Origin of the sequence: Isoptericola nanjingensis (genome assembly GCF_050311635.1) — a bacterium.
GTDB lineage: Bacteria > Actinomycetota > Actinomycetes > Actinomycetales > Cellulomonadaceae > Isoptericola > Isoptericola nanjingensis.
This window is the reverse complement of the sequence record NZ_JBNOZL010000004.1, coordinates 106235-118056: the sequence shown is the minus strand read 5'-3', so window position 1 is coordinate 118056 and position 11822 is coordinate 106235. Positions and strand designations below refer to the sequence as shown.

The 11822-nt window shown below is 70.7% G+C and carries 9 protein-coding genes; 4 read left to right on the top strand and 5 right to left on the bottom strand.

What is annotated here, in order from left to right; all coding sequences use genetic code 11:
* Positions 1-14 precede the first annotated feature (14 nt).
* The 4 genes from ACQP6G_RS08775 (at position 15) to ACQP6G_RS08760 (ending at position 5425) form a co-directional block, all read left to right on the top strand.
* Positions 15-2291, top strand: coding sequence for a UvrD-helicase domain-containing protein (locus ACQP6G_RS08775; RefSeq protein WP_429763901.1), 2277 nt, complete (start codon positions 15-17; stop codon positions 2289-2291).
* A gap of 109 nt (positions 2292-2400) precedes the next feature.
* Positions 2401-4047: an SIR2 family protein gene (locus tag ACQP6G_RS08770; protein ID WP_429763900.1), complete on the top strand. Its 1647-nt coding sequence runs from the start codon at positions 2401-2403 to the stop codon at positions 4045-4047.
* Between the two features lie 300 nt (positions 4048-4347).
* The gene (locus tag ACQP6G_RS08765) at positions 4348-4692 is read left to right on the top strand and encodes a hypothetical protein (RefSeq protein WP_429763899.1); all 345 of its coding nucleotides are present in this window, start codon (positions 4348-4350) and stop codon (positions 4690-4692) included.
* A gap of 4 nt (positions 4693-4696) precedes the next feature.
* Positions 4697-5425, top strand: coding sequence for an 8-oxoguanine DNA glycosylase OGG fold protein (locus ACQP6G_RS08760; protein WP_429763898.1), 729 nt, complete (start codon positions 4697-4699; stop codon positions 5423-5425).
* Between the two features lie 79 nt (positions 5426-5504).
* Here the strand turns inward: ACQP6G_RS08760 and ACQP6G_RS08755 are convergent, their stop codons facing one another.
* The 5 genes from ACQP6G_RS08755 to ACQP6G_RS08735 form a co-directional block, all read right to left on the bottom strand.
* Positions 5505-6827 (bottom strand): family 1 glycosylhydrolase, encoded by a 1323-nt coding sequence (locus ACQP6G_RS08755; RefSeq protein ID WP_429763897.1) that lies wholly within the window; start codon positions 6825-6827, stop codon positions 5505-5507.
* Between the two features lie 10 nt (positions 6828-6837).
* Entirely contained in the window at positions 6838-7725 is an 888-nt protein-coding gene (locus tag ACQP6G_RS08750; RefSeq protein WP_429763896.1) for a carbohydrate ABC transporter permease, read from the bottom strand.
* The gene (locus ACQP6G_RS08745; protein WP_429763895.1) at positions 7725-8675 is read right to left on the bottom strand and encodes a carbohydrate ABC transporter permease; all 951 of its coding nucleotides are present in this window, start codon (positions 8673-8675) and stop codon (positions 7725-7727) included. Before ACQP6G_RS08745 ends, ACQP6G_RS08750 begins: the two co-directional genes overlap by 1 nt.
* Positions 8676-8758: 83 nt before the next feature.
* Positions 8759-10033, bottom strand: a complete 1275-nt coding sequence (locus ACQP6G_RS08740; RefSeq protein WP_429763894.1) for an ABC transporter substrate-binding protein — start codon at positions 10031-10033, stop codon at positions 8759-8761.
* A gap of 77 nt (positions 10034-10110) precedes the next feature.
* Entirely contained in the window at positions 10111-11721 is a 1611-nt protein-coding gene (locus ACQP6G_RS08735) for an arylsulfatase (protein ID WP_429763893.1), read from the bottom strand.
* Positions 11722-11822: the final 101 nt, after the last annotated feature.

The window sequence follows — 11822 nt, the reverse complement described above, 5'->3', positions numbered from 1 at the left end:
AGGAAGCACGACCGATGCCGCAGATCATCCTGGGACCGTCCTTCGGCAAGCTCGACGGCGCCGTACGGAAGGCCGCGTTCGCCTTCCTCGAGAAGCTGCAGGACGACGACACCGCCCCCGGCCTCCACATCGAGCCGATCAACGGCTCCGCCGACTCGCGCATCCGCACGGGCCGCGTCAACGACTTCTGGCGCGCGGTGCTGGTCAAGATCCAGGGACAGGCCGCCGAGGCGCACTACGTCTACCTCGGGACCTACCCGCACGACGAGGCGATCACCTACGCCAAGAACGCCGTCGTGCGCATCAACCCGCGCAACGGCATCGCCGAGCTGGTCAAGGCGGACCAGGTCGCGAGTCCGCCCGTGTACGAGCACGTCTCCGAGCTCGCCGCCAGGCCCAAGCCCAAGCCCGACGACGTCGACCTGCGGACCTACCCCCTGCTGCAGACGCAGGGGATCTCCGTCGCCGACCTGATCGACCTCGGCATCGACACGGACACCGCCACCGAGGCGTCGTTTGCCGAGACGGACGACCAGATGCTGGCGGTGGCCGAACGCGCTCCCGCCTCATGGCAGGGCGACGCGCTGCTGGACCTCTCGTTCGGCACCGCCCTGACCGTCGTGAAGGAGAAGCTCGGTCTCATCACGCCGGAGGTCGAGCCGGACGCCGGCAGCGACGAGCAGCTGCTCACCGCCCTCAAGCAGCCCGCCGCCCAGATGGACTTCGCGTTCATCGAGGACGACGCCGAGCTGCGCGCCGCGATCGAGGACGACAACTTCGGCCGCTGGCGCGTGTTCCTGCACCCCGAGCAGCGCGACTACGCCTTCAAGCACCGCAACGGCTCCTTCCGCCTCTCCGGCGGCGCGGGCACCGGCAAGACCGTGGTCCTGCTGCACCGGGCGCGACACCTGGCCCGCCAGAACCCGGACGCCCGCGTCGTCCTGACGACGTTCAACAGGACGCTGGCCTCGTCGCTCCTCGAGACCCTCAAGATGCTCGACCCGCGGATCCCGATCGCCGGCGAGCTCGGGCAGCCCGGGGTGTACATCGCGGGCGTGGACGCGATCGCACGGCGGGTGATCGCCAAGGCGGAGGAGGTGCACGTCGCGTCGCCCTCCTGGGGAGAGACCGTCGCATCCGTCCTCGGTCCGCGCTCCCCGTACGTCCTGGACCCCACTGCCGCGGCACGCTGGGAGGCTGCACTCGGGACGGCAGGTGCGGACCTGAACCACGAGCTCCGCAGCCAGGCCTTCATGGTCGCCGAGTACGCGACCGTCGTCGTGCCGAACAAGGTCACCACCCGCGACGAATACCTGCGGGTCCGTCGACCGGGTCGCGGCGTCGCCCTGAACCGCGCCCAGCGCGTGGCCGTCTGGAAGGTGGTCGAGGCGTACCGGGCCTCCGCGGACGCCGCCGGCTCCACCGACTGGGACGAGAAGGCGATGATCGCCGCCGCTCACCTCGACACCATGTCCGCCGCAGGATCGACGCGTCTCGCCGACCACGTGCTGGTCGACGAGGGCCAGGACCTCGCGCCGTCGCGCCTGGTGCTCCTGCGCGCCCTCGTCGCGCAGGGGCCGAACGACCTGTTCCTCGCCGAGGACTCGCAGCAGCGGATCTACGGCCAGAAGATCGTGCTGTCGCGCTACGGGATCAACGTCCGCGGCCGTTCGCGGCGGCTGACGCTGAACTATCGCACGACGGCGCAGGTGCTCCACTACGCCGTCGGCGTGCTGGCCGGCGAGAACTGGGTGGACATGGAGGCCGAGGACGCCACCGTCACCGGGTACCGCTCCGCACGTTCCGGTCCCGCGCCCCGTGAGGTCGGCGTCTCGTCCCTCGTCGACGAGTACGAGCGCACGGCAGAGCTCGCCCAGACGTGGCTGGACAGCGGCGACGCCCCCGAGACGATCGGCGTCCTGGTTCGCACCAAGGTCATGGGAGACAAGGTCGTCCATGCACTCAGCGAGCGCCACATCAAGGCCAAGTTCATCCAGGACGACGCCGCGACCGGTACCGGCAGCGTGCTCGTCATGACCATGCACCGGTCCAAGGGCATGGAGTTCAAGCGCGTCGTGCTGTTCGGCGTCTCTCCGGACGAGGCCGGATGGGGCGTCGGGCTGTCGTCCCTGCCCGAGGCCGACCGTGCCGACGCCGAGCTCCGGGAGCGGTCGCTTCTCTACGTCGCGGCCACCCGCGCACGCGACGAGCTCGTGGTGCTCTGGAACGGACAGCGCAGCGGTCTCCTTCCCCAGGTCTCAGTCTCGTCCGCAGCGACCGCACAGAACTAGGGGTTCTGCGCGCCCCCGCTCGGCCCCAGTGCACGAGGAGCCATGGTTTCGCCGCCAAGAGCGGGACGACCATCGCGCGAGAAGACGTGCGCTCCCCTACCTTTCCCCCATGACGCGCGGACACCTCTTCGTGGTCAACGGACGGCTGGATTCCCTGAGCGCTGACGCCGTCGTCATCCCCACGGACGCTCGATTCGGGGTGAGAGCACAGTGGCGCGAGACCGCCGGGCTCGGACCTGATGGCTCCTGGGACGACCTCCGGCCGCAGGGCTGGGGGCCCGGTGCCGCCCAGACGGCTCGCGTACAGCGGGGCGGATCGGCACCCGAGGTGTGGTTCGTCGACACCGTCGCGGTATCACCGTCCGGCATCGGGGACGTCGCCGCCCGCGTGGTGGAGTCGATCGTCCAGCGCTCAGGCGCTGCGTTGCTCCGTACCGCGAATGAGGCGGGACGCCAGCTTCCCCTCGTCGCCATGCCCGTCCTCGGGACCGCTGGTGGTGGGCTGGGCGGACGGCGTGGCCAGGTCATCGCTGCGCTGGTCTCCGCTCTCGGCAAGGCCACAGCAGAGCTCGGCGTCGACGTCGCGCTCGTCGCGTGGGAGCGGTCTGACTATGCCGCCCTGCAGCATCGCCGTCGCGAGACGGACGTGCCGGCGCCTCTAGGGTCGAACGCCGACACTGCCAGGACACTCGGGGAGCGAGTCCGCCGGGGCGAGGTGGCGCTGTTCTTCGGTGCCGGGGTGAGCATCGCTGCGGGGCTGCCGTCCTGGAGCGGGCTGCTGTCAGAGCTCGTCCACCGGCTCGACCTCGACGAGCTCAAGGACCGGATCGAGAAGCTCGGCCCGCTGGAGCAGGCCGAGCTCGTCCAGGTGACCCTTGCGGCGAACCGGAAGGCCGACCCGGCCGGCTCGCAGAAAGAGCTCGGCCGACTGGTGGCGGACGTCGTCGAGGAACGTTCGGCACGGCCGAGCCTCGCCCACGCCCTGCTCGCCAGCCTCCGGGTGCGGGAAGCCGTGACCACCAACTACGACCGGCTCTACGAGCAGGCCGTCACAGCGTCCCGCGGGCCGAACGGCATTTCGGCCGTCGACGTCCTGCCGTGGGCGCGGACATCGAGCGAGCGTCCCTGGCTGTTGAAGATGCACGGCGATGTCAGGCATCCCGGGTCGATCGTCCTGTCGCGCAGCTCGTTCGTGCACTACGACACCCGCTGGAAGCCGGTCGGTTCGCTCGTCCAGTCGCTCATGCTCACCAAGCACCTCCTCGTCGTCGGGGCGTCGATGACGGACGACAACCTGCTCCGGTTCGCCTACGAGGTGGCCGGGCTTCGGGAGTCCATCGACGAGACCGATCACAGCGACGCTGAGATCGGCACCGTGGTCAGCCTCGCCGTGGACGAGGCGTTCAGCCGGTTGTGGAAGGGCCGTTTTCGGGTCGTGGTCCCAGAGCTGGACGCTGATGTCGAGGCTCAGGAACCCGCGACCCCAGACGCCGGGACTGCCGACGCGCACAAGGAGAGCGAGGCCTTCGAACGTCGACGTGCAGCCCGCGCACTCGCCGTCTTCCTCGACACCGTGGCGATGCACGCCGTCCGCGAATCGCCCTACCTCCTGGACGTCCGGTACGCCGATGGTCGCGGCGACACGGCCGCGCGGCTCGTGGACGACATCAACGCGGTTGCCGGCCGTGCCCGAGCGCTCGTCTCCGACGACGCCTGGAGTCAGCTCGTTCGTATGCTCGACGAGTTCGGTGCTTGAGCGCGTCAGTACGGGCCGCATCGCCATTTTCACCCTCGCCACGCTGCCGACGCCCGCCGAGGATCACGCGCACTGCCGTACGGTCGCGTCGAACCTGGAGGAGGAGGCACTTTGCCGGCAATCGTGCTCACGTGGAATCCCCAGCGCTGGACTTTCGCGGAAGGTGAGCGCACCGAACAGCAGGTGCGCACCGAATCCGGGCGGTTGACGCCCATGGCCTGGTCGATAGGTCGCCGCCGATCTGTCCCCGCAGGGCAGCGCGCCTTCCTGCTGCGACAGGGCGACGGTCCGAGAGGCATCGTGGCCACTGGCTGGACCCGCGACCTGGTGGAGGACAACGCTGCCGAGGACCCCTCCGCGGACAAAACCCGATACGTCCAGGTCGACTGGGACTTCGTCGTCGACGACGCCGACCCGCTGCCTGTGGCCCTGCTCGCAGAGAGAGCCCCCGGCGCGAACTGGAACAGCATTCGCCAGAGCGGTGTCGACATCCCCGATACCGCCGCGGCCGTCGTCGAGACCCTCTGGTCCGCCCACGTCCGTGCCGCGGCTCCTCGGCACCTGAGGTACCTCTCCCGATGGCGACGGCGCGGGGAGATGCGGCGCGCCGGTGCCCGCGCGTCGGTGTCCACGGGGAAGGACTGATCCCATGGCCGCGACCGACATGCCCTACGAGCACCTGCTCCGTCCTCTGGAGACCGTTCCACCGCTCCCCCACGATCTCGCGCAGTCGCTCGGCGACGGCGCCGTTCGACCGCAGGGGCAGGAGGGGATGCGATGGACTCGCGAGCGTTGGGCGTCGCGGCTGCGAGGTGTGCCAGGCATCGGTCCGTTCCTGGACCAGGTCCCGTCCACGGTGGACCGCGCGGCGACCACCAGACTCGTGCTCGATGCGTACGACGACGGCAGGGACGACCTCGCGTTCATCGCCGCGATGATCTGGGGCTACGGCCCGTCCGGTTACGGGCCCTACCGGACGAACCGCGTCCTGAGTGGCGACGGGCAGGGCGCCCCCGAGCGGGAGGTCCTGAAAAAGCTCCGCGACGGCGCCGCTGCTGCACGCCGGGACGGCGCCCTCGCCGGCTTCTACGCCCTGAACAACCGACCGGGCCGGATCCGGTACCTGGGCCCCGCGTTCTTCACCAAGTGGCTCTACTTCACGACAGCCACGGGCGGACCCGACGATCGCGGCGCTGCTCCGATCCTCGACCTCCGGTCCAGCGCTGGATCGCCCGACAGGACGGGGCTCTCACTTCGACTCGATCGCACCCGTGACTATGCCCGCTACGTGGAGCTGCTCGACGCGTGGGGCAGCCTGCCTGAAGGCACGCTGAGCAGGGCCACGGTCGAGCGCTCGATCTTCTCGCTCACGCCGTGATGCGCTCCGGCGAGCGCATGTCGTCCTCCGTCCTCGATCCCGCCCGGCGTCCCTCGATCGCGAATTCATCGTGCCGTCCTCAGCGCGGCACGGCCGCGCTCGACGGCACGGGCAGGCCCGACTTCGCGAGCTCCTGGAAACGGTCGGCGACGATGTTCCGGCGCCGCTGTAAGCCGTCGTCGCTCTCCACCAGGTCGAAGAGCCCCATCGGGAGGAGTGAGTCGGCGCGGGGTGTGGTCGCGTGGCGGTAGGTCCACTCGTACATGTCGAACAGGGGCCACCAGGTGTAGCCGACGACGTCGAGGCCGTCCTCGCGGAGCCGCTGCACGCAGGCGACGGAGTCCTCGAGCCAGGCCACGCGGGCCTCGGGGGTGTCGGTCACGCAGGTCTCGCTGAGCATCACCGGCGCGCCGTACCGCTCGGCGTACGTGCGCAGCACGTCCTCCAGGCCGTCGACGCCGTCGTCCTGCGTCGGCCACGGGTCCACGAATCCGCCGGCGTGGGTGACGCCGTCCTCCATGAGCTGGGTGGAGAGGCGCGGGTAGTAGTTCACCCCCATGACGTCGGGCAGCGCGGCGTGGCCGGTGAACCAGTCCAGCGTCGCCTCGTCGGTCCCGGTCGCGAGGAGCCGGCGGGCCATGGGGTGCCGCCCGTCGACCTTGCCCGTGACGAGGTCCTCGACCAGGAACGACTGCGCGCGCTGGAGCTCGACGGTCTCGCGGTGCTCGCCGTCCACGTCGCCGGCGAACCGGGCGGTGGCGTCGACGTGCACGAACGTGGCGCGCTCGCCGAGCACGTCGGCGATGCCGTGCTGCGCCCGCGCGAAGCCCTGCGCGAGCGCCACGCTGACCGCGTTGTACCCGGCCTCGCCCGTCAGGTACGGGGGCCAGTAGGCGAGCTCGCCGCAGAACCGCGCGTGGATCATCGGCTCGTTCACCGGCGTGTAGTCGGTGACGCGGTCCCCGTACCGCTCGGCGACGGCGACCGCGAAGTCGGCGAAGTACCGCGCGTAGTCGGGGTGGGCGAACTCCGATTCGATCCACAGTGGGGTGCCGTAGTGCAGCAGGTCGAGGATCGGGCGGATGCCCAGCTCGAGCTGGCGGTCGACGGCCGGGTCGGTCCACGACCAGTCCCACGCGCCCTGTGCGGGGTTCACGCGGTGCCACGGCACGCCCCAGCGCAGGAACGTCGCGCCCACGTCGGCGGCCAGCGCGAAGTCCTGGTGGTACCGCTCGTAGTGCTCGGTGAGCTCGTACTCGTCCAGGCGCCGTTCGCCGGCCGAGGACTGGGGCACGAAGGTGTCCTCGATCCCGAGGCCGAAGTGCAGCCGCCCGTCGGCGAACCACCGCGTCGCGCCGCCGTCCTGGTCGCGGCGCGGAGCGTTCGAGGGGTACGAAGTCATGGGTATCGGGTCAGCCCTTCATTCCGGTGAGCGCGACGCCCTCGATGAAGCGTCGCTGGACGAGCAGGTACAGGATCACGAGGGGCAGGATCGCGACGAGCGCGCCGGCCATCAGGACGCCGTAGGGAGCGGCCCCCGTCGCGGAGCCGGTGAGGAGCGCGAGCCCGGCCGTCAGCGGCCGCACCGCGGAGTCGTTGGTCATGATCATCGGCCAGAGCAGGTCGTTCCAGTTGTTGACGAAGTGGAACAACGCCATCGTCAGGAGCGCCGGCTTCGCGTTGGGAAGCACGATCGACCAGAAGATGCGGAACTCGCCGGCGCCGTCGAGCCGCGCGGCGGAGTCGAGGTCGCGCGGCAGGGTGATGAAGAACTGCCGCAGCAGGAAGATGCCCGCGACGTCCGCGGCGCGCGGCACGATGAGCCCGACGAAGGTGTTCACCCAGCCCAGCTCGGCCGTCATCTCGTAGATCGGCACGAGCAGCGCCTGGAACGGGATCATCATCGTGGCGATGAGCACGGTGAAGACCACCGTGCGGCCGCGGAACTCCATGCGCGCCAGGGCGTACGCGGCGAGCGAGTTGAGCACGAGCGCGCACAGGGTCACCCCGCCCGCGAACAGGAGCGAGTTCCACGACTGCGCGAGCACCGGCAGCCGGCCCGCGAGCGCGCTGAAGTTCTCCAGCGTGAGCCCCGAGGGCACGAGGCTCGGCGGCCACGAGTTGACGTCCTTCTCCGGCGAGAAGGCCGCGAGCGCCACGACCAGCACCGGGAACGCGGTGACCACGGTCAGCGCCACGAGCCCGATCAGGACCCCGGTGCGGCTCCACGCCGACGGCGTGTCGAGGCCCCGGCGCCGGCGCCGCGCCGGGAGGGCGGGGGCGTGCACGACTGCTGCCATCACTCGAGCTCCTTCTCCTGCTTGGCACCGACGCGCAGCTGGATCAGCCCGAGCACGAGCGTGATGGCCAGCAGGATGTACGAGAGCGCGGACGCGAACCCCAGGTCGAAGTCGCGGAACCCGTCGGTGTAGATGCGGTAGACGATGGTCTCGGTCGCGTGGTCGGGACCGCCCTGCGTCATGATGTAGATCTGGTCGAACGCCTGGAACGCGCCGACGATGGCGAAGATGACGACGAACGTCATCGTGCCGCGCAACCCGGGCAGCGTGACCGCGAGGAACCGCCGCCAGGCGTTCGCGCCGTCGAGGCGGGCCGCCTCGTACAGGTGGGCGGGGACGCCCTGGAGCCCGGCCAGGAAGATCACCATGAAGTAGCCGAAGTTCTTCCAGATGGCGACGGCGGTCACGGCGGGCAGCGCCCAGGTGGGCGAGGCGAAGACGTCGCCGATCTCGATGCCGACCTTGCCCAGCCAGTACGGCAGGAGGCCGAGGTTCGGGTCGAGCAGGAAGTTCCACGCGAGCGACGCCACCGCCATGGAGATGACGAACGGCAGGAAGATCGCGGTGCGGAAGAACGCCCGGAACGGGATGTCGCGACGGTTCAGCAGCAGGGCCGCGGCCAGGCCGACGACGATGACGAGCGGCCCGTACATCGCCGCGTAGAGCAGCGTGTTGAGGATCGCCCGGAGCACCGAGGGGCTCGTGAACGCCTCGACGTAGTTGTCCAGCCCGATCCACCGGGCCTCGCCGAACCCCGTGTCGTCGGTGAACGACGTCCACAGCGCGCTGAGCGCCGGGACGAAGACGAACGCCACGATGACCAGGAGGGCGGGCCCCAGGAAGAGCGCGACCTTCCCGCTCCCCGCCCGCGTCCAGCGGGACGTCCCGGGCCCTCCGCCGAGCTGCCTGGGCGCCCGGTAGCCGGCGGGCGGACGGACCGTCGTCGCCATCGCTCTCTCCTTGTCCTGGTCCGGCCTGTCGTGTGCCGGCTTGTCGGGATCCGGTGTCCGGCGGGGCTCGGTGGCGGCGGTGCTCATTCGTCCTCCGAGAGGATGTCGGTGATCGCGTCGTCCGTCTCGCGCGTGAGCGTGCCGACGTCGCCGCCGGAGCCCTGGGTGACGTGCACGGAGAGCGTGTCGAGCTCCGCGTTGATGTCCGTGATGCCCTCGGGGATCCCGGCGAGCGGGATGTCCGTGTGCGGCACGAACGACTGCATGGTCGCGACGTAGGGGTTCTTCGCGAGCTCGTCGGCCCCGATGTCGGTCCGGTTCGGCGGGTAGTTGGCCTCGAGGCCCCACCTCACCTGCGACTCGTGCGAGTTGAAGTAGCGCATGAAGGCGTACGCACCGGACTTGGTCGCGCCCTGCGCCTGCTCGGTCAGCCACCAGTAGTTCGCGGCCGCCGGGGCCGAGACCTTCTCCGTGCCGGACGGCATCTCGAACACGCCGACGTCGAGGTCGACGGAGTCGGCGATGCCGATCATCCACGGCCCGATGGGCACCATGGCGGCCTTGCCTGCCTTGAACAGGTCCACCGCCTCGGGGAGGCTCACGTTCGTCGGGCCCCACCCCTCGGCGTACGCCTGGCGCCACCGCTCGAGCGTCGCGACGTTGGCCGGCGAGTCGAGGGTGACCTCGCCGTCGGCGTAGACGTCGCCGCCGTCGGCCGCCAGCCACCAGGGCAGGAACGTCGCGGCCTTGTCGGCCATGGAGAGCCCGTAGATCTCGGGCTTCCCGTCGCCGTTCTCGTCGACGGTGAGCTTGCGGGCGAGCGCGAACATCTCGTCCCAGGTCTTCGGGGGCTCCGTCACGCCCGCCTCGGCGAACATCTTCTTGTTGAACCAGATCCCGTAGGGCGCGTACCCCATCGGGACCGCGTAGTGCTCGCCGTCGAAGACCCCGTAGTCGACCACGTGGTCGTAGTAGGTGTCCGTCTCGTTCGCCGGGTCGTCGTAGAAGTCCTCGAGCGACTGGAAGACCCCGCGGTTGACGTACCCCTGGCCGGTGTCGACGCCCTGGACGACGAGGTCCGGGCCGTTGCCCGCCTTCACGGCCGGCATCAGCTTGTCCGAGATCACGTTCCAGGGGTTCACCTCGACCTCGACGCGGTAGTCGTCCTGCGACGCGTTGAAGTCGTCCGCGATCTCCTGGACCACCGTGCCGTCGGCCTCCGTGAAGCCGTGCCACACCTGGACGACGGTGCGCCCGTCCTCCGACTGCGGGGCGCCGCACGCCGCGACGGCGAACATGCCCAGCGCCCCGACGGCCAGTGCCGCGGCCGCGCGGATCGGCCGTGCCGACCTGATCATGCCGTTCCTCCTCGATGACATCTGCCGGCCACGGCTTCGTGACCGGTGGCGGCGCTCGCGCGCCGCGCCCTGCTGCGTCAGCTCTCCCGCCGGGCGTAGGCGGCGAGGATGCGCTCGCGCGGGATCACGCCCACGCGGTCGGCCCACTCGCGGTATCGGGCGTCCAGCGCCGCCACGACGTCCGGGTGGTCGGCCGCGACGTCGTGCAGCTCGGCGCGGTCGACCGCCATGTCGTGGAGCGCCCACGGCTCGCCGTGCTTGCGCACGAGCTTCCAGTCGCCGTCGCGGACGGCGGCGTTGCCCTCGTGCTCCCAGAACAGCGGCCCGTGCTCCAGGGCCTGCCCCTCCAGCAGCGGCAGCAGGCTGACGCCCTCGGGCGCCGGCACCGGGCGACCGTCACGCTCGGACGGCACGGCCGCCCCCGCCGCGTCGACCAGGGTGGGCAGGACGTCCACGAGCTGCGCAGGCGTCCGGACGACGCTCGCAGGCGTGCCCAGGCGGCTCGGCCACGACACGATGAGCGGCGTCGAGATGCCGCCCTCGTGCACCCAGTGCTTGTACTCGCGGAACGGCGTGTTGGACACGTTGGCCCACTCGCGCCCGTAGCTCGTGTAGGTGTCCTCGCCGCCGGGCAGGACGGATGGGTCGTTGGCGAGACGGACCGGCCTGCCGTCGCGGGACGCGTCCGGCACCATCGGCAGCTCCGCGAACGCGGGGTCGCCGCCCGGGGGCATCTCCTCCTCGCAGGCGCCGTTGTCGGAGAGGAAGACGACGAGCGTGTCGTCGAGGCGGCCGGCCGCGCGGAGCGCGTCGAGCACCGTCCCCACGCCCCGGTCCATCGCGTGCACCTGGGCCGCGTAGACCTCCATGCGCCGGGCCTGCCACTCCGGGTCGGTGACGTCCTCCCACGCCGGCACGCTCGCGTCCCGGGGGCTGAGGGCGACCGACTCGTCGAGGATCCCCTCGGCGCGGAGCCGCTCGTGCCGACGCTCGCGGACGGCGTCCCACCCCTGGTCGTACCGGCCTGCGGTGCGCTCGAGGTCCTCGTCCCGGGCGTGCAGCGGCCAGTGCGGGGCCGTGAACGGGACGTAGAGGAACATCGGGTCGTCCGGGCGGCTCTCGGCGTGCTCCGCGACGAACCGGGCGGCGTTGGCGGCGATCGCGTCCGTGTAGTAGAAGTCCGGGTCCTGCGCCTCGGCGGACGCGTCCACGCCGTCGCGGTGCAGGGTGTACGGGTCGAAGTAGGAGCCCGCGCCGTCGATGGTCCCGAAGGTCCGCTCGAAGCCCCGCGCGTGGGGCCACGACGACGACGGGTTCTCCATGTCGGCCGACAGGTGCCACTTGCCCGACAGGTAGGTTCCGTACCCCGCGCCGCCGAGCACCTCCGCCGCCGTGTGGCACGCCTCCGACAGGTCGCCGGCGTACCCGTCGGGACGCTCGTCGCCCGTGAGGATGCCGATGCCCACCTGGTGCGGGTGCAGCCCGGTCAGGAGGCTCGCGCGCGTCGGGGAGCAGCGGGGCGAGTTGTAGAACTGCGTGAAGCGCGTCCCCGCGCGGCCGAGCTCGTCGAGGCGTGGCGTCTCGATCTCGCTGCCGTAGCAGCCGATGTCCGAGAACCCCATGTCGTCGACCAGGACGAGCAGGATGTCCGGTCGCCTGTGCTGCGGCGTCGTGTGCGTCGTCGGCACGCTCGCCCCACCTCCTCGTGTCCCGTTTCCTACAACGTTGTAGGACAACGTTGTAGGAACGAGTATGTGAGGACCCGCATCTGGCTGTCAAACGTGCACGT

Coding starts and splice junctions, on each gene's coding strand:
- ACQP6G_RS08775 (WP_429763901.1), top strand. CDS start 15: ATGCCGCAGATCATCCTGGGACCGTCCTTCGGCAAGCTCGACGGCGCC.
- ACQP6G_RS08770 (WP_429763900.1), top strand. CDS start 2,401: ATGACGCGCGGACACCTCTTCGTGGTCAACGGACGGCTGGATTCCCTG.
- ACQP6G_RS08760 (WP_429763898.1), top strand. CDS start 4,697: ATGGCCGCGACCGACATGCCCTACGAGCACCTGCTCCGTCCTCTGGAG.
- ACQP6G_RS08755 (WP_429763897.1), bottom strand. CDS start 6,827: ATGACTTCGTACCCCTCGAACGCTCCGCGCCGCGACCAGGACGGCGGC.
- ACQP6G_RS08750 (WP_429763896.1), bottom strand. CDS start 7,725: ATGGCAGCAGTCGTGCACGCCCCCGCCCTCCCGGCGCGGCGCCGGCGC.
- ACQP6G_RS08745 (WP_429763895.1), bottom strand. CDS start 8,675: ATGGCGACGACGGTCCGTCCGCCCGCCGGCTACCGGGCGCCCAGGCAG.
- ACQP6G_RS08740 (WP_429763894.1), bottom strand. CDS start 10,033: ATGATCAGGTCGGCACGGCCGATCCGCGCGGCCGCGGCACTGGCCGTC.